The organism is Vibrio sp. Vb0349, from assembly GCF_033338975.1.
In genome coordinates, this window is sequence record NZ_JAWOTS010000003.1 from 105,265 (window position 1) to 122,937 (window position 17,673).

The 17,673-nt window shown below is 43.1% G+C and carries 15 protein-coding genes and 1 pseudogene; 12 read left to right on the plus strand and 4 right to left on the minus strand.

What is annotated here, in order from left to right:
- Positions 1 to 55 precede the first annotated feature (55 nt).
- On the plus strand, positions 56 to 1,228 hold the full coding sequence (locus tag R7Q47_RS05490; protein WP_137282531.1) for a pyridoxal phosphate-dependent aminotransferase: 1,173 nt from the start codon (positions 56 to 58) through the stop codon (positions 1,226 to 1,228).
- 4 nt (positions 1,229 to 1,232) lie between these two features.
- Positions 1,233 to 2,117, plus strand: coding sequence for an AEC family transporter (locus R7Q47_RS05495; RefSeq protein WP_137282530.1), 885 nt, complete (start codon positions 1,233 to 1,235; stop codon positions 2,115 to 2,117).
- A 267-nt stretch (positions 2,118 to 2,384) separates the two neighbouring features.
- Here R7Q47_RS05495 and R7Q47_RS05500 read toward each other — a convergent pair whose 3' ends face one another.
- Both R7Q47_RS05500 and R7Q47_RS05505 read right to left on the minus strand, forming a co-directional pair.
- Positions 2,385 to 2,687, minus strand: a complete 303-nt coding sequence (locus R7Q47_RS05500; protein ID WP_140064759.1) for a hypothetical protein — start codon at positions 2,685 to 2,687, stop codon at positions 2,385 to 2,387.
- 268 nt (positions 2,688 to 2,955) lie between these two features.
- A complete protein-coding gene (locus R7Q47_RS05505; RefSeq protein WP_065779139.1) occupies positions 2,956 to 3,207 on the minus strand; it encodes a hypothetical protein in 252 nt (83 codons plus the stop codon).
- A 486-nt stretch (positions 3,208 to 3,693) separates the two neighbouring features.
- Here R7Q47_RS05505 and R7Q47_RS05510 point away from each other — a divergent pair.
- Positions 3,694 to 4,115, plus strand: a pseudogene (locus tag R7Q47_RS05510) (ATP-binding protein).
- Positions 4,112 to 4,495 carry a hypothetical protein gene (locus R7Q47_RS05515; RefSeq protein WP_065779138.1) on the plus strand — a complete coding sequence of 128 codons (384 nt, stop codon included), beginning with the start codon at positions 4,112 to 4,114 and terminating at the stop codon, positions 4,493 to 4,495. Before R7Q47_RS05510 ends, R7Q47_RS05515 begins: the two are co-directional and overlap by 4 nt.
- Before the next feature lie 12 nt (positions 4,496 to 4,507).
- Here the strand turns inward: R7Q47_RS05515 and R7Q47_RS05520 are convergent, their stop codons facing one another.
- Positions 4,508 to 5,764: a Y-family DNA polymerase gene (locus tag R7Q47_RS05520; RefSeq protein ID WP_065779137.1), complete on the minus strand. Its 1,257-nt coding sequence runs from the start codon at positions 5,762 to 5,764 to the stop codon at positions 4,508 to 4,510.
- Positions 5,764 to 6,171, minus strand: a complete 408-nt coding sequence (locus R7Q47_RS05525; RefSeq protein WP_065779162.1) for a LexA family protein — start codon at positions 6,169 to 6,171, stop codon at positions 5,764 to 5,766. The genes R7Q47_RS05520 and R7Q47_RS05525 overlap by 1 nt, the downstream gene beginning before the upstream one ends.
- A gap of 335 nt (positions 6,172 to 6,506) precedes the next feature.
- On the opposite strand from R7Q47_RS05525, the gene R7Q47_RS05530 reads away from it, so the two are divergent.
- From R7Q47_RS05530 to R7Q47_RS05565, 8 genes are all read left to right on the plus strand, one after another.
- Entirely contained in the window at positions 6,507 to 7,388 is an 882-nt protein-coding gene (locus R7Q47_RS05530; protein ID WP_065779136.1) for a hypothetical protein, read from the plus strand.
- 64 nt (positions 7,389 to 7,452) lie between these two features.
- Positions 7,453 to 8,244: a hypothetical protein gene (locus R7Q47_RS05535; RefSeq protein WP_025789656.1), complete on the plus strand. Its 792-nt coding sequence runs from the start codon at positions 7,453 to 7,455 to the stop codon at positions 8,242 to 8,244.
- Positions 8,245 to 8,601: 357 nt separating this feature from the next.
- Entirely contained in the window at positions 8,602 to 10,641 is a 2,040-nt protein-coding gene (locus R7Q47_RS05540) for a class I SAM-dependent DNA methyltransferase (RefSeq protein ID WP_065779135.1), read from the plus strand.
- On the plus strand, positions 10,641 to 11,990 hold the full coding sequence (locus R7Q47_RS05545; protein WP_065779134.1) for a restriction endonuclease subunit S: 1,350 nt from the start codon (positions 10,641 to 10,643) through the stop codon (positions 11,988 to 11,990). Before R7Q47_RS05540 ends, R7Q47_RS05545 begins: the two co-directional genes overlap by 1 nt.
- Positions 11,990 to 13,132: an FRG domain-containing protein gene (locus R7Q47_RS05550; protein ID WP_065779133.1), complete on the plus strand. Its 1,143-nt coding sequence runs from the start codon at positions 11,990 to 11,992 to the stop codon at positions 13,130 to 13,132. The genes R7Q47_RS05545 and R7Q47_RS05550 overlap by 1 nt, the downstream gene beginning before the upstream one ends.
- Before the next feature lie 12 nt (positions 13,133 to 13,144).
- Complete coding sequence (locus tag R7Q47_RS05555) at positions 13,145 to 13,357, plus strand: hypothetical protein (protein WP_031847882.1); 213 nt, start codon at positions 13,145 to 13,147, stop codon at positions 13,355 to 13,357.
- Positions 13,354 to 14,394, plus strand: a complete 1,041-nt coding sequence (locus tag R7Q47_RS05560) for a YhcG family protein (protein WP_065779132.1) — start codon at positions 13,354 to 13,356, stop codon at positions 14,392 to 14,394. The genes R7Q47_RS05555 and R7Q47_RS05560 overlap by 4 nt, the downstream gene beginning before the upstream one ends.
- Positions 14,395 to 17,634, plus strand: coding sequence for a type I restriction endonuclease subunit R (locus R7Q47_RS05565; RefSeq protein WP_065779131.1), 3,240 nt, complete (start codon positions 14,395 to 14,397; stop codon positions 17,632 to 17,634).
- Positions 17,635 to 17,673 lie beyond the last annotated feature (39 nt).

A 17,673-nucleotide genomic window follows, 5' to 3' on the forward strand; every position in this document is an offset into this window, starting at 1 on the left:
GCTATGACCGATAAGATTAGAGCTTATTAGTCGAGTTTTTAGCCGAGGTACAACAATGCAGTCTTCCATACTTAGCGACATCAGTCCGGTTGCGTCACAATTGAAAGAGTCTTCTATCCGCGCTATTGCCAACTTTGGTATGTCGCAAAAAGATGTCATTCCCCTGTGGTTTGGAGAGTCAGATATTGTTACACCTGATTTTATTAAGCAGGCGGCTTTCGAAAGCCTGGAGCAGGGGCAGACATTGTATACACCAAACAATGGTATACCGCAGTTGCGCCAGGCGCTGGCTGACTACCAGTCACGTCTGTTTGAGCGTCCGTTTACCGATGAGAATATCGTAGTGACCTTGTCTGGTACCAATGCGGTGATGCTTGCCGCTCAGGCCGTATTAAAGCCAGGGGATAAGGTGGTTGTTATCAGTCCTGCTTATCCGATACTGACCGCTATTCCAAGTCTACTTGGTGCGGAAGTCGTAGAGTTCCCTCTTACTCAGGTCGAAGGACGATTCGAACTGGATATGGAGGCGCTTTTTGCGGTGACGAAAGATGCCCGGGCATTAGTTATCAATTCACCAGCCAATCCGACTGGATGGATGGCGAGCGAACAACAGCTTAAAGCGATAACCGAGTTTTCTCGACAGACCGGGGGATGGGTAATCTCGGATGAAGTGTATAACCGCCATGTTTATGAGGGAACATCTGCCCCTTCCTTTTGTCAGTTCATCGATGACCATGATCGTATTATTGTTTGTAATAGTTTCTCCAAAACCTGGTGTATGACGGGATGGCGTTTGGGCTGGCTTACTCTGCCTAAGCCTCTCCGGCCAACGATTACCAAGCTGATTGAGTTTAATGTTTCCTGTGCTCCTGCCTTTGTTCAGGCCGCAGGCGTTGCTGCAATTGAGCAGGGCGAAGTCTTTTTACAACAGACACTGAAGCGTTTTCGTCATTCGAGAGATATGGTGCGTGAAGCATTAGGTAATATCTCTGGCGTAACCTTGTATGAAATGCCGGCAACCTTTTATGCCTTCCTGAAGGTTGATGGGTTAGCCAACAATAGCCAACCATTTATTCTGGATATGATTGAGAAGTCTAAAGTAGGCGTCGCACCCGGAGAAGCATTTGGTGAGGCGGGCTGTGGTCACCTGCGTGTCTGTTATGGTACCAATCACACTAGTCTTGCCATCGCTTTAGAGCGTTTACAGACAGCACTGGAAAACAGGTAGTAAGATGTTTGAATTAGTCATTGGAATACTGTTTCCGCTATTTTCCCTCGTGGCTGTGGGGTACGGCATTGGTCGTTGGATTCAAATGGATTTTCGGCCCATTAACCGTATTAACATGGATATGTTCTTGCCTGCTCTGGTGTTTTCTTCAGTAGGAACGATGCCACTTGATATGACCCAAGTGCCGCTGCTTAGTGCCTCGCTTATTGCGATATTTATCCCTGGCTTGTTAATGGTTCCAATATGTTGGTTGCTTAAACTGCCTTATAAAGTCTGGGCTCCGCCACATATGTTTCGCAATAGTGGTAACTTAGCAATACCTCTCTTTACTTACACGTTTGGCGAGGCTGCTATAGCACCAGCAGTACTGTTGCTCGTCGTTTCGGTTTGTACGCATGTCAGTCTTGGTCTGACATTAGTCAGCAAAGGGAATCCTCTTAAGCAAGTGGTACGTATGCCTATGTTTATCGCGGCTATTGTGGCTCTGATACTAAACTTGACTGACATTGGTATCTGGGAGCCTCTTTATAATGCAACAGCACTTCTGGGGCAGACAGCCGTCCCAATTATGCTTTTATCCCTCGGGACTCAGATGTGTAATATGCGCCTGAGCGGTCTTAAAGTCGGTCTGCTTTGCACTCTGCAGTCGTTGGCAACAGGGGCGGTTACTTTTGGGATTATTTATATGCTTATTCCACTGCCGACCATGCATTTGCAGATGATGTTACTCTTTTCGATGTTGCCTCCAGCAGTCATGAATTACCTGCTTGCTGAGAGGTTTGGCCTTGAGCCTGCCAAGGTCGCTTCAATGGTTCTGTTTGGTAACTTTTTAAGCATCGTAACTTTGCCAGTGCTATTGACGATTGCTTTGTCATTAGAGCCTTTTTAATCAATGTTCTCTTTTGAATGACTATACATTCTGGACAAAACTCTTAAGAGTTCATGTTTTTCTCGCTTTTGTCCAGAATGTGCACACCCCGGCTCTGGTTCGACATTAGGAAATATAGGGCAAATTCTGACGGGATTTATCGATCGAAAATTTTTTTAGCAAATAATGGGGCATTTTTGATTCAGACGGATTTGTGCAGCAGGCTGTTGCACAATTTGGCCAGATGGAAGTTATTGCAACAGTCCGACTGCCGAGGAATCCGTATTGCTAGTTAGTGCTATGAGAGCGATCTACACCAAAGTTTTCATCTGGAAGGTCTTGCTCATCATCGAACATTACAATGCTTCGACGATGCTCCTTTAGAGCAGATAACGCAACTTGAAAACAACTTTCACACATATCAAGGTGGTGAGTAATGCCGTCCATTTTTGACCCAACCCCCCAGTTGGCAGTCAGTTCACCAACCTCTTCTAACTGAACGCCATTAGAATCGACCATCACGCTAACACCACAAATATCACAATGTCGATCAACAACGACCTCTATCGTTTTTTGTCCATAAACTTTCATTGTGAACTCCTGTCGCTGATAAGATTAATCATTACTTGGATGTTAGCCAGTACCAAATAACGACTAAGTAGTAGCTGAAAATTATAGCTGTCCTAAAGGCAACTGAACAACAATTACCAAAGTCACTGAATAATCATCGTGACTCAACGAAGTAGCCGCTTATGTAGCCACGTTAAACGTATTAGCAAAACTAAGTCATATGACAGAGCATCAGGGAACAGGCTCAATTGACGCTGGCACACAATGGGGCAAAAGTGCGTTTCAGTTATTAAATGGGGAAGTGTTTTTCCTCATACTCTTCAACCAATGCAGCGAGCCTTTCAAGCTCGTCACCTTCAGGAGTGCTAGCTTCGGCTGCATCAAACAGTGATTCAATTCGCTTCAACGCGGCCTTGTAATCACTTTCAGAAATTTCAAGCCCCAACTCATCCACTGTTACCTCAGCTAATTCATCACTATGCACTGTATGGGGTGTCATTCCCTCGATCAGTTCTTTTTCAGATAACCGTTTTTTGCTCACAACTCGTCTTTCCATTCAAAATGAGATTAGATAATTTATAGCATACTGAGTTATTAGCTACAGCGTAAGGTTTTGTCCTAAAACACGTAATGGGGTTGATCAGCACCACAAAACCGAGTCATTCGAACCCTGCGGCGTTAGCCGCTCACAATCAGCACTGCTTTCGCAGTGCATCAATCGATGTTTGATTCATAGTCAACAAACCATCTTTACCCCTTATCGGGGGTAGCCTGTCGTTTACCCCTTATCGGGGGTAAAACCGATTCTTTGTTTCTATTAGATATAAATTGAATCATAAATCAATAACCTACTGTTTAAATTGGAATAAATCATTGGCGAAAAGGTTTTTATACGTTTTAATAAGCTTGAACACTCTCTATCTCAATTTGTATAAAGATTGAGTTAAATAAATTAAACAATATCAAAGAATTCATCACCTTATCGGTGAGAGGAGGGAATTATTTTTTAATAAAAGGAAACGCCAAAATGGCCAAGCAAACACTTACTCTCGTGCGTGGATTACCAGGCTCTGGAAAGTCTACATACGCAAAAACTCTCGATGCTATCTTAGTTAAAGCTGATCAATTTTTTATCGATAAAAACGATAATTATCAATACGCCCCCGCACTAATCAAAATGCTCACGCATGGTGTCAACTCGAAACGAAGCGCTTACTTCGTGCAGGATTTGACGTCGTGGTTGCAAACACATTTGTAAAAAACTGGGAAATGTCATTTTATAAATCACTTGCGGGAGAGATGAATGTATCATTCGAAGTCATTGATATAAATGGGAAATGCCAAAATATTCATGGTGTGCCTGATGCTGTGATTGCTCGAATGAGTAAACAGTTTGAGAAGTTAAATCCTGCGTTGATGTCTTCACCTGCAATGGAGGCGTCACAATGAGTTCAATAAAAATTAAAGGTTTAGATGAAGCGCTCAAATCAGTGCAAAAAAGTTCACGTGCTAGAGAATTAACTAGCGAAGGTGTCTATAAAATACTCAACGAAGTGCAACAGACTTATCTATTTAAAAAGGATCAGGTAGGTGTTCAAGTATTGGTTGCAGTTTATACAAAAGTTGCGAATTCTTACAAAGGCATACCATATGCAACTTTCGTTAAAGTTGAACGCGGTAAAACCGTGTGGAAATTGAAGAACGCATATCGTGGTGAAGCGATAGCCGCAGACGCAAAGATTCTTAATTCGGAAAAATTTGCTGATCAGATTTATTGTAAAGCTGAAAAGAAACTCAATAGACTGGTGTATCCTGATATAGAATTGTAGATTGTGGGATAGCTAGCACCTGATCTTCGGTAAATCGATCCACCGTGTCGTATATTGCGGCGTTAACATCTGACGCCGCATTGACCACTTCTGCGATATTCCTTGTGCCGCTAAAAATACAGTCTCACTCCCAAATCGATTGTTTAATGAGTCATACACATTCATAAGCTTAGGATTATTCGGAGTCAGATTAAAAAGATCAGGCTGCTCATGCTGCCCGTCAACTAAGTCAATCAGCCCAACACCAATTTTATAAAACCTGACATCCTGCTGGAATAACTGCTCAGCCAGTCGAGAGGCGGCTTGAGTTATCTGGGTCACATCAGCAGTTGGATACGCAAAACGATGAATCGCTCTACGTGACACAGGAAGCGAGTCAAACGGAGAACTGTTAGCGAAACAAAGCATTACTCGACACAAGGATTTTTGCTTTCTAGCCTTAAAAGAAGCAATATTTACATGCTTGCACAACGCTTGCTGCAACGACTCCAGGTCAGTAATTCTCTGTCCTGCACTGCGAGTAGAGAATATTTGCTTTTTATCCGCTCTAGCCGTATCCCAGCCCTTGCATTTTTGCCCATTGAGTTCACGTACTATACGCTCCACTTCGACGTTAAACTCTTTTCTAATCAGTGCAGGGGGATAATTAGCAAGCTTGAGCGCCGTATTAATCCCCATCAATTCTAGATGACGGGTGATTTTTCGACCGATTCCCCACACATCGCCAACGGATAACTGACCCAAAATCGCCTTACGCTCTCGTTCGCTATCTAAGACACACACTCCATTATACCCTTCTATTTTTTTCGCAGCATGATTGGCTACTTTGGCAAGAGTCAGAGTTGGCCCGAATCCGACACAAATAGGAAGGCGGCACTCACGCCAGACGGCTCGTCGTAAGAGCATGCCTTGCTCTCTAAAGCATTTAATGGCGGGATAAGAACGCTCAAAAGAGAGGAAAGATTCATCAATACTGTAGATGTGTTGCTCGGGCGCAAAGCGGCCAATAACCTGCATCATTTTGGCAGATAAATCCGCGTACAGCTCATAGTTCGATGACAGAGCGATTATCCCTTTCTGTTCGCAAAGTGCTTTAACTTGAAAGTAAGGTTTGAATTTCTCGATTCCAGCTTCCTTAGCCTGTCGATTCGCTGCGACAATACAACCGTCATTGTTGGACAAGACAACCATCGGCTTACCGCGCCAGTCAGGGCGGAAAACTTGTTCAGCACTACAGTAGAAAGAGTTAGCATCAACCAGCGCAAACATTAGCTTTTGCTCAATAATGGGCTAGGGCGGTGACAGCGAATTGAGCGGCTTACAACCCCTTCTACTGAGAATTGATCAAACTCATGTATCGGCACAGCTTGATAACACTGATTGGCAGAAAGCAGTAAACGGCGCTTCATATCGATCTGTTTACAAACAAACTCACCATTCAGATTAGCGACAATAACGTCCTGATCTTGTACTGCTAAGCAGCGATCAACAATCAGCAGATCTTTATCAAAAATGCCTAGACCTTGCATCGAATCACCGCAGGCATAGCCCAAAAAAGTTGCGCTCGGGTGTTCAATCAAAAGCTGGTCGAGATCAAGATCTAACTGAGTGTACTCTTCAGCTGGGCTTTCAAACCCCGTTATGCCTGCATGGGCGAAAATGGGTATAACTTTCATAGCAATAATAAAATAACTGTACATATATACAGTTATTTTATGTGTGTGGTGGAATTTTGCAAGATCAAAGCACTGACAAGTCTTTTGTGGGTTTAAGTAATATGACGAACGAACTGAGATGCAGGTTTTAAATGTAAGGTAATCAAGCATGTAAAGAGAACGGCCATTCGTTCTATGCGGCGATAGCCGTTTTTATGCAGCACTGCTTGCGCAGTGCATTGGCCAATGGTTTGATTGTACTCTCTCTAACGACTTGAGTTTCGGTCAAAATCGTCAGATTTCTATTTGAATAGTGTATATATTGATGTTACTCAATGCGTTAAAGGTTTAAGAATATGTCAGGTACGAATTACCAAGAAGTTTCGAAAGAAGATTTGCAAGAACTAGAGTACACAAGGCTTGATCTACTGAATGATTTCAAAGAGCAACTGGCTGTGTTTTGCGACTATCTAAACGTTGACATAGATCAGCACGCGGCTTTGCAATCATTAGACACGGCAACAGCATATATTCTTTCCTCTCCACATTATGTTCCTTCACGAAAGGGAGATGTAAAAATCTCTGTTCTAGGCTATTTAAACTTAAAATTGATTGAACAGGTCAAATCAACCGCTTCAGGCATCGTTAAGACGCTAGCGATACAAATTGCAGATTCTTCCCAAAAACTGCCATGTAACGATATTGCGCTTAAAGGTTCGGTAGATTCCATCGCGATAAAGCTGACTCAACGCCATTTATTTGGTTATAAACGCTTTTATGACGTTGAATCAATTCCAGAAGTCCCAACATTGAGGAATAATGACTTAAGTGCGTTGTGTGAGCGTCATCTGCTAGAACGAGTAGAGGAGCGTTACACGGCACAGTATCACCGCTACAGATTATGGGACGGAAAAGCCATCGCTTTGCTCTCTAGTTACTTGTTTGATGTTAAAAGTGAAGAACATAATTTCTTTGATTCTAAGAACCTAATTCATCTGTTGGATAACATCCCTGAACCAATCACAAAAGAACGGTTTAAAGATGAATGCATCGAATGTTGGGAAGACCTTCATGCGAATGGCCCATGTCATGCGTATACCGAACTTGCCTACCCCGATGAGAATGGTGTTATTTTTGAAGAATATGTGCCGCTAAATATGGTCAGTGAAGAAGTATGGGATTCGCTTTATGAGCGCTACAAAAGCAAACTTAAAGAACATGTAGAGTTCACTCAATAACGCTGGTGTGTCTTAGCATTCATCAGTTAAGCAAATAACCGTCAATAAAAGGAACAAAGTAAAAATGACCGCGACAATTTCAGTCAGCAAAAGTGCGATATTTGAGCTAATCATGGCTGGCATAGAGGCTTATGCTGTAAAGCATCAAGGCAGTAGGGGCATCTCTGTAGAAACTGCCGCTCACCTTTGGGGATACGTCAACAAAACACATCCATTTAAATGTACGATACATCATGTTTCAGTAGAGACATCAGCAAAGCGAAAACGTTCTTCTGTTGAATTCAATTCTCAATCTCTTTTGATTAAAAAGGATATCGCAAAAGTTTTCGGAGACGAGTATCAATACATCGGAACTGCTCATTCCCATCCTTATTTACGAGAAGAAAGCGTTGATGCCGCAATGATTAGAAAAAATAAGTGGTATGAATTATCTGACGCGGATCATGAGTGTGAGCTTGGATGCCCTGAAATAGAGGTCGCTGGTAAATCATACAGTGTGGCTTTGGTATTAACGATTCATTCAATGCTTAAGGCAGATGATAGAAAAGATGGCACTTACTTCGGAGAACCACTTGTCGAGTTCTCACTTGGCAATATCAAGTGCTGGCTGTATGGCCGAGTTTTTGAGCATAAACCTAAGTTATCGCTAAGCGATGAAGAGCGGCAATCTTTTGGGCGCTACAAATTGACCTTGGACGGTATTCCAAATGATAAAAAGGTTCCTGTACCACTAGAGACAGTATTAGAAAGTAGTGTCTTTATCGATACGTTGTGCAAAGACTTTGGCAGATTAACATTTTTGGAAAATGAATCCGAATATGACATAGCTGCTGTTGCAGAACGTCGATGGAGTTAACGGTTATGGCACAGACGTTATCTTCTAAGGGATAATCTAAAAAATACACTGGCTAACAGCCCTAAGGCGCTTATTCCCTTTTTGCGAGTCCTTGCGGCTTTAGGCTGTTTAGCCACAGGTCAGAAAACATAAGGTCATGAGACTATATGGCTACAACGTTGGTTGCTAAGTAGATTGGTGCAATGTGCAACGCCATTACAAACACTATCCTAGGACGCGCACACCACTTTTTCTATGACTTTACTAACGCCACATTTTTGAATGACGGCTCTGATTTTGCGGTACTAGATTACTGACCCGATCTGCAACATCCTGTACAATCAGCACAATTTTTTCATATTCAATGTGCTGATTATAATGACTAACAACAATTTCTCTTCAACAGCAGCGTTTTTATGGTCGGTAGCTGACCTTCTACGTGGTGATTTCAAGCAATCTCAATACGGACGCATTATCCTTCCATTCACACTGTTAAGACGCTTAGAGTGTGTGCTAGAAGCCACCAAGCCAGAGGTACTGGCAAAATACGAAACAGTCAAAGCCATGCCGATTGAGGCGCAAGATAAACTGCTCACCCACGCAGCTAAATTAAGCTTTTACAACACTTCAAAAATGGATTTAAACCGCCTTGGTGAAACAGGTGTGGCGAGCAATCTAGAGAGCTACATTCAGTCGTTCAGCCCTAATGCGCGTGAGATTTTTGAGCATTTCGATTTTTTCAATACCATCGACAAACTGGAAGAGGCCGATCTGCTTTACAAGGTAGCAAAACGCTTTGCGGCCACCGACCTTCACCCGAATACCATCAGCAACTATGGTATGGGTTTAGTGTTTGAAGAGTTGATCAGACGCTTCGCGGAGAGCAGCAATGAAACCGCAGGGGAACATTTTACCCCAAGAGACATTGTTGAGCTGACCACCTCATTACTCTTCACCAATGAAGAAGAACTAACCAGTTCTGGCTTAGTGCGTTCAATTTATGACCCTACCGCTGGGACAGGTGGATTTTTATCGTCTGGTATGGAGTATGTTCATAAGCTGAATGAAAAAGCCTCTTTATCTGCATTTGGTCAAGAGCTAAACCCTGAGTCCTACGCTATCTGTAAAGCGGATATGCTGATCAAGGGGCAAAAGGTCGATAACATTAAGCTAGGCAATACCTTATCGAACGACCAACTGCGCAACGACAAGTTTGACTATATGCTGTCAAACCCTCCGTTTGGGGTTGATTGGAAGAAGATCCAAAAACAAATCAATGATGAGCACACGCAAAAAGGCTTTGAAGGTCGATTTGGCGCAGGCTTGCCACGCGTGTCTGACGGTTCATTACTCTTTTTGCTGCACCTAATTAGCAAAATGCGCCCTGTCAGTGAAGGCGGCTCACGTATCGGTATTATCTTGAATGGCTCGCCACTCTTTACGGGTGGTGCGGGGAGTGGTGAAAGCGAAATTAGACGCTACATTCTGGAAAATGACCTGCTAGAAGCCATTGTGGCGCTGCCAACCGATATGTTCTACAACACAGGCATTGCCACTTATATTTGGGTGCTATCTAGCCATAAACCTGCTCATCGCAAAGGCAAGGTTCAACTTATCAATGCATCAAAAGAGCGTGCCAAAACTGGCGGTCGTGGTCGCAGTGGTGGTGGTGAAGTAGAAGGTGATGATGAAAATGTATTCTATGCAGCAATGCGTAAATCACTGGGTAGTAAACGCAAAGAACTGACAGAAGGCGGCATCAAAGAAATAGTACAAACCTATGGTCAGTTTGCCGAAAACGACTTTAGCAAGATTTTTGACTACAAAGAATTTGGCTATCGCCGCATTACGGTTGAGCGCCCGCGGCAACTGGCCATTTACCCGAAAGACGAACTGCGCCTTGAAGCGCTTCAAGCCGACAGCGCATGGGCGAAAATGGATGAAACGACTCAACAAGCCATTCTGGATGCGCTCGCTTCTTTTGAACAAGAGAAATATTTATCGCGTGACAAGTTCCTCAAGCAACTCAAAGCTAGACTAGCAGCCGTTAAACTCAGCGCAGTTCAACTAAAACTGATCGTCAAACACCTAGGCGAGCACGATGACGAAGCAGAAGTATGCAAATCAAAAGGCCAGATTGAAGCCAACCCAGACTTACGTGATAACGAGAACGTACCACTAACTGAAACGGTTGCCGATTACTTTGCTCGTGAAGTTCTGCCTCACGTTCCTGATGCGTGGATTGATGAAAGTAAAACCGACCCTAAAGATGGCGAAGTGGGAATTGTCGGTTATGAGATCCCATTCAACCGCCATTTTTATGTGTATCAACCACCAAGAGCATTAGAAGCAATTGATGCGGATTTGGATGCGGTATCGGCTGAGATTATGCAGTTGCTGCAAGAGGTGCATTCATAATGGCTGGTCGCTATAAAGCATATGCCGAGTATAAAAACTCTGGAGTAAAATGGTTAGGAAATATACCAACCCATTGGAATGTCTCAAAACTAAAGCGATATTGTCAGGTTACGGACGGAAGTCATCACTCACCTAAGATTGAAGTTGATGGAAAACCATTTGTATCTGTGACTGACGTTGGAGAAAACTCGATAAACTTTGAAAGTTCAAAAAAAATATCTGTCGATAACTATGTGAGGCTAGTTAGAGAGGGGTGTAAGCCTAAGATTGGAGATGTTCTTTTAACCAAAGATGGAACTATTGGGCGCGCTTGTATTGTAAAAAAAGATATGCCCGACTTCGTTATTCTTTCATCTTTAGGGCTACTAACACCATCAAAGTTAGTCTCGGAAACATACCTGTATTACTACCTTGTCTCAGGTATCAATATCGATCAGATGAATAGCCTTATTCATGGTTCAGCACTGCGTAGAATGACAATAAGCAAGATTGATGATTTGGTTTTTTGTTTCCCTGAAAAACAAGAACAACAAAAAATCGCCAACTTCCTCGATCACGAAACCGCCAAGATCGACACCTTAATCGCCAAGCAAGAAAAGCTGATTGAGCTGTTAAAAGAAAAACGCCAAGCGGTGATTTCTCACGCTGTGACCAAAGGGCTTAATCCGCAAGCACCTATGAAAGATTCTGGTGTGGAGTGGTTGGGTGAAGTGCCTGAGCACTGGACAGTAGGTCGAGTAAAAAACTTAGCTAAATTAATATCAAAAGGCACAACTCCGAGCACAATTGGAGGAGATTTTATTGATGAGGGAATTCGTTTTTTGAAAGGAGAGAACATTGGTAAATCGCTGTTTGTTAATCCATCTCCGACCTTCTATATATCTGAAGAGGTAGATGCTCAACTATCAAGAAGTAGATTACAAGAAAATGATGTTTTAGTTATTATTGCAGGAGCAACAACTGGTAAAGCATCAATTTTGACCAAAGAGCTATTACCTGCAAATACAAATCAAGCGGTAAGCTTCATTCGTCCTAAAAAAGCAATATATTCAAAGTTAATTACTCTTTGGTTTTCAACTGAATTTGCTCAACGCATAATTTGGATGGGAGCGGTTCAAGCTGCTCAACCAAATTTATCAATGGAAAATCTAGGTAATTTACCAATTGTGTTACCTGATGAAGTCGAAATAGCCCCCTTACTAAACGAAATTGATAAAAAGGTAGAACAATTTGATGCGCTAATTATAAAAGCAAACTCCGCTATTGAACTTATGAAAGAACGCAAAACAGCCCTGATTTCAGCAGCAGTAACAGGCAAGATTGACGTGCGTGATTGGGAGCCTAAGTAGTGGCAGTAAAAAACATCAAGTCGTTGGCGCACTTTATAGCAGCGTGCTCAGAAATAAAGGTAAAAGATGACCACACTCTTTTCTATCGTGGTCACGCTTCGGATGCGTATACTCCGCTGCCGACTATTTTTAGAAACCAAAACGACGACCCCAAGAAAAGCCGTTATGTTGAAAACGAGGGTGAGTTATTTCACAACTTAGTGACTCAGTGCCCTGAAGAGTTTAAGGATTGTGTTTCAACATTCGATTTCTTAGTGAAAATGCAGCACTACGGTCTGCCCACTCGATTACTTGATATTACAAGTAACCCGCTGGTTGCACTCTACTTTGCATGTTGCACACTGATACCTGAGACATCTCGGGACACAAATGCCAAAAATGGACAGGTACTAATCTATCAAGTGCCCAATGATGAAATTAAGTATTTCAATAGTGATACTGTGTCAGTTGTTAGTAACTTAGCTAGAGCAGAAGCAAACTTTGACTTTTCAAAGCCTGAAGATCAAGAGCGCTTTCTTCACTCAATTCAAGCGGAAAAGCCTTACTTCAAACCTTACATTAAAGAAGAACATCTTCACTCTGTGATTTGTGTAAAGCCAAAGCTCGATAACCGAAGAATAGTCAAGCAGAGCGGTGCTTTCTTTCTGTTTGGTATGGGTAATAGGAAAACAGATGCCATTCGCATACCAGAGCATTTCCGTCCTGATGTTAAGCATATAGCGATCCCTAAAGGGTCTAAAGAGAATCTGTTAAAAGAACTTGCAACACTGTCTATTTCGGAAGCAAGTCTGTTTCCTGAAATTGACAATGTTGCTAGTTTCTTAAAGAAGAATATTAAGATAAAAATTCAACCACAGGATGATGATTCAATCAGTTTTGACGAGATAATTTCACCAATTTACCACACCCTTATTGCCGATCGCTTGATGGCAAATGAAGACCTTATAGAGCAAATAAAAAACAACCCTGAAGATCGAGCGAAACAAGGACTCTACCCCGACCTACTGGAAAAAGCGATTATCGAAAGTCTGGATACTCATAACGAAATTGCTATGAAATTACTTGCTAAAGGAGATGTTGCCAAGCAGTTTTCAAGTAACGTTTTCAATCAGTTAAAGCAAAGAACTGTAGCTATGGTATAAAAGGACTAAACAATGTCAGACGCAGCACAAGAAAAAATATTCCAAAACGACATTCTTGACCAAATGCAGTCTAAAGGTTGGTTGCTGGGCGAGTCAAACAAGTACAACAAAGAACTGGCCCTTTACCCTGAAGATGTGATTGCTGTTGTGGCAGACTTGCAAGTTGAACAAAACTCAACCACTAGGAGTTCCCGAATAGTTCGTCAAGGAGGATTCGTTAGATGACACAGAATTTGCCAACAAGCCATACCCTTTTAGTTGAGGATATATCACTACTGGTGGCATCGGCTAAGCAGCGTGCCGCCGCCGCCATTAATAATGAAATCACCTTGCTCTATTGGCAGGTCGGCAACCGAGTTCGTCAAGAGGTGTTAGGCGGTGAACGGGCTGATTATGGCAAACAAGTGATCGCCACCCTAGCCACCGAACTCACGGCACAATATGGTAAAGGGTGGAGTAAACGCAATCTTGCCCAAATGGTTAAGTTTGCAGAGGTGTTTACTGATGCTCACATTGTGCAGACGCTGTCTGCACAATTGAGCTGGAGCCATTTTGTTATCCTTTGTGCCATTGACGACCCGCTCAAGCGGGATTTTTACACCAGCATGGCCATGCAAGAGCGTTGGTCAACCCGTACCCTTGATGAGCGCATTGGCGCATTGCTTTTTGAGCGCACCGCCATTTCTAAAAAGCCCGACGAAACCATCGTCGCCGAGCTAACTGAGCTGAGAGTCTCTGGTCAATACAATAAAAACTTGCTGTTAAAAGATCCCTATATATTGGATTTTCTAGAACTGAATGATCGCTATCTCGAAAAGGACTTAGAAGACGCCATTCTAAGAGACATTGAGCAGTTTTTATTAGAATTAGGTGCGGGCTTTACATTTGTTGCCAGACAAAAGCGCATTCAAATTGATAACGATGATTTTTACATCGACCTACTGTTTTACAACCGCAAATTAAAGCGACTGGTGGCGATAGATTTAAAGCTAGAAAAATTCAAACACAGTCACAAAAGCCAGATGGAACTTTACCTTAGCTGGTTGAAAAAATACGAAACCGAAGAAGGTGAGAACCCGCCACTAGGCATAATATTATGCTCCAGTAAAAAACAAGAACAAATTGAGTTACTCGAGATGGAAGGCAGCGATATTCACGTGGCTGAATATTTGACCCGCCTGATAGACGTTGAATTACTAGAGCAAAAGTTACAACACTCGATTGCCAACGCGAAGCAGCGACTCAACAATCAAGGCGGATAAATGAACCAAGAAAAAGCATTAAAAGAGTTTCAGTTTCAAAACGACATCCTTGAGCAAATGCAGTCTCACGGTTGGTTACTGGGCGAGTCGAACAAATACAACAAAGCGTTGGCACTTTACCCTGAAGATGTGATTGCCTTTGTCAAAGCAACACAACCTGAGCAGTGGGAAAAGTTAGCTCAGCACTTCCCAGAGACGGAGCGTAACCCCAATGCAACGGCTGACGCTCTGCTCAAATCATTAGAACAAGAGCTAAAAAATGAAGGCACGCTGTGGGTACTGCGCAACAAACTCAGTAATCGTGGGGCCAAGTTTGACCTTTGCAGTTTCAAGCCTGATCACGACTTAAACGAAGCGGCAACCGCCCGTTATGAACAAAATATTCTGCGAGTCGTGCCCGAGCTGGTTTACTCACCCAATGGCTATGATGGACGTTTAGATTTAACCCTGTTCGTCAATGGTATCCCTGTTGCTACCTGCGAGCTTAAATCTGAGTTTAAGCAGTCGATTGATAACGCCAAAGTCCAATATATGAAGGACAGGCAGCCAAAAGACCCAAAAACGCGTAAACCAGAGCCGTTATTAACCTTTAAGCGTGGTGCATTGGTTCACTTTGCCGTGAGCCAATACAATGTCGCAATGACCACGCGCTTAGATGGCAAGAAAACCTTTTTCCTACCATTTGATCAAGGGACAAGCGAAGGTGGTAAGGGGAATGATGTTCCTGAAAATGGTAGCTATGCTACTTCTTACCTTTGGAACGAGATTTTCCAAAAAGATAACCTGTTACTGATCCTTGGCCGCTACATTCACCTTGAAGTGAAAGACGTTGAAAACCTAGACGGTTCAATCACTCAAAAAGAAACGATGATTTTTCCTCGTTATCACCAGTGGGCGGTGGTTTCTAAGCTGCTTAAAACGGTCGATAGTGAAGGCACAGGGCATAAATACCTTATCCAGCATAGTGCGGGTTCAGGCAAATCAAACTCGATTGCGTGGCTGTCTCATCAACTCGCATCAAAACACTACTACACCGACCATCCAGAGCTTAATAAAAAGGCAGGGGATAAGGTTTTTGATTCTGTTATTGTCATCACTGACCGAACGGTACTTGATAGCCAGCTACAGGACACGATTTATCAGTTTGATCATAACGAAGGTATGATTGCGCGTGTTAACCGAGAAGAGGCGCAAGGCTCCAAATCCAGCCAACTGGCAGGAGAGCTAAAAGCAAGCACCTCGATCATTATCGTCACCATTCAAACCTTTCCTCACGTTTTGGAAGCGATCCGCAAAGACTCAACCCTTGCAGGTCGAAGCTATGCCGTGATAGCAGATGAAGCCCATTCTAGCCAAACAGGGACAACCGCTCGCAAATTGCGCGAAGTGCTCATGGCGGAGCAATTAGACGGTGATGAAGAGTTAGACAGTGAAGATATGCTGCGTTTATCACTGGAAGCCCGTAAAGGTTCAAACAAACTCAGCTACTTTGCTTTTACCGCTACGCCCAAGGCGAAAACACTAGAGCTTTTTGGTCGCAGACCAAACTTTGATGAGCCAGCGAGCGATACCAACAAGCCTGAGCCTTTCCACGTTTATTCAATGCGTCAAGCAATTGAAGAAGGGTTTATTCTGGATGTGTTGCAAAACTACACCAGTTACCGAGTCGCTTACCAGTTAGCGCACAACAACCCAGATTTGGATCACGAGGTGGACAGTAAAAAAGCCGCTTCGAAAATGGCGAAATGGGTTCGCTTGCACCCGTATAACATTGCTCAAAAAGTAGAAACCATCATTGAGCACTTTAACGAGAAAGTGAAACATCTGCTTGGCGGTGAAGCAAAAGCGATGGTTGTCACCAGTAGCCGTTTAGAAGCGGTGCGTTACAAACTGGCGTTTGAAAAATACGTGCAGGAAAAAGGCTATACCAACGTCAATGCAATGGTGGCCTTTTCGGGCGAAGTGAATGATCCTGACTTACCTGATCAGCCATTCACGGAAACCAATATGAACCCGAATCTGCGTGGTCGTGATATGCGTAAAGCATTTGATACCACAGATTATCAGGTGATGCTGGTGGCGAATAAATTCCAGACTGGCTTTGATCAACCCAAGCTGGTGGCCATGTATGTCGATAAACCATTAAAAGGCGTTGAGTGTATTCAGACTCTTTCAAGGCTAAACCGTACCTACAAAGGCAAGGACAAAACCTTTGTGCTCGATTTTGTGAACGACCCAGAAGAGATCTTGGCAGAGTTTAAGGTTTACTTCCAAACCGCAGAACTCGCTGGTGTATCCGATCCAAACATCGTTTATGAGCTGATGAAGAAGTTGGATAAGGTTGGCATTTACCAATGGCGAGAGGTTGAGGCGTTTGTTGAGTCGTATAACAACAAACAAGCAAACCAAGCTAAATTAGCCAACTTGTGTAAACCTGCTGTTAATCGTTTCTCTGTTCGTTATAAAGAAGCGACACAAGTGCTTCAATCCGCACAAGCGGAACTGTCAAAAGCGAAAATTGAGCAGAACGACAAGAAAATCAAGTTTGCCGAAAACAGCGTCAAACACGCCAAGGAAGCACGAGATATTCTGGAAGTGTTCAAGAAAGATTTAATCTCTTTCTATCGCTTCTACGAGTTTACCTCTCAAATCGTCAATTTTGATGATTATGATCTGGAAAAGCTGAGTATCTTCGCCAAACATCTTTACCCATTGCTGCGCCTTGATGTGGTGGAGGATGAAATTGATTTATCCGATGTGGTAATGACGCACTACCGCTTGCACGAGCAGCGTGAAGCCGATCTACAGCTTGGCGTGAAAATCGGTGAAGAGCCAAAGTCTTACTTGCCAGCCGCAAAGGAAGGCACTGGTGCCGTGCCGAAAGATCCAAAAACTGAACTACTTAACGAGATCATCCAGAGAATGAACGATTTGTTTATCGAGGATGGTTTGTCTGAAAATGATATGCTCAATTATGCCAATACCATTGCAGGCAAGATCTCGGAAAATGAAGTGGTAATGGATCAACTCCGCAGCAATACTAAAGAGCAAGCTATGCTCGGCCAATTCCCAGAGTCAATCAACAATGCCATTATCGAGAGTATGGACGTACATAACGAGATGGCGATGAAGCTACTGTCCAACGAAGCGGTAGCGAAAGGCTTTGCTGGGTTGATGTTTGATGTATTGATGAAGGGGTTAGGCAAATCGGTTTCAGAATCGAACTCATCGTCAACATAGAGATGAAAGATGCTTGTATGACGGAGTTTGTTTTGTGAT

Bases quoted from the DNA above. Each gene is read 5' to 3' on its own strand.
- R7Q47_RS05565 (WP_065779131.1), top strand. From the start codon at position 14,395: ATGAACCAAGAAAAAGCATTAAAAGAGTTTCAGTTTCAAAACGACATC.
- R7Q47_RS05495 (WP_137282530.1), top strand. From the start codon at position 1,233: ATGTTTGAATTAGTCATTGGAATACTGTTTCCGCTATTTTCCCTCGTG.
- R7Q47_RS05490 (WP_137282531.1), top strand. From the start codon at position 56: ATGCAGTCTTCCATACTTAGCGACATCAGTCCGGTTGCGTCACAATTG.
- R7Q47_RS05530 (WP_065779136.1), top strand. From the start codon at position 6,507: ATGTCAGGTACGAATTACCAAGAAGTTTCGAAAGAAGATTTGCAAGAA.
- R7Q47_RS05535 (WP_025789656.1), top strand. From the start codon at position 7,453: ATGACCGCGACAATTTCAGTCAGCAAAAGTGCGATATTTGAGCTAATC.
- R7Q47_RS05540 (WP_065779135.1), top strand. From the start codon at position 8,602: ATGACTAACAACAATTTCTCTTCAACAGCAGCGTTTTTATGGTCGGTA.
- R7Q47_RS05545 (WP_065779134.1), top strand. From the start codon at position 10,641: ATGGCTGGTCGCTATAAAGCATATGCCGAGTATAAAAACTCTGGAGTA.
- R7Q47_RS05525 (WP_065779162.1), bottom strand. From the start codon at position 6,171: ATGAAAGTTATACCCATTTTCGCCCATGCAGGCATAACGGGGTTTGAA.
- R7Q47_RS05515 (WP_065779138.1), top strand. From the start codon at position 4,112: ATGAGTTCAATAAAAATTAAAGGTTTAGATGAAGCGCTCAAATCAGTG.
- R7Q47_RS05520 (WP_065779137.1), bottom strand. From the start codon at position 5,764: ATGTTTGCGCTGGTTGATGCTAACTCTTTCTACTGTAGTGCTGAACAA.
- R7Q47_RS05500 (WP_140064759.1), bottom strand. From the start codon at position 2,687: ATGAAAGTTTATGGACAAAAAACGATAGAGGTCGTTGTTGATCGACAT.
- R7Q47_RS05560 (WP_065779132.1), top strand. From the start codon at position 13,354: ATGACACAGAATTTGCCAACAAGCCATACCCTTTTAGTTGAGGATATA.
- R7Q47_RS05555 (WP_031847882.1), top strand. From the start codon at position 13,145: ATGTCAGACGCAGCACAAGAAAAAATATTCCAAAACGACATTCTTGAC.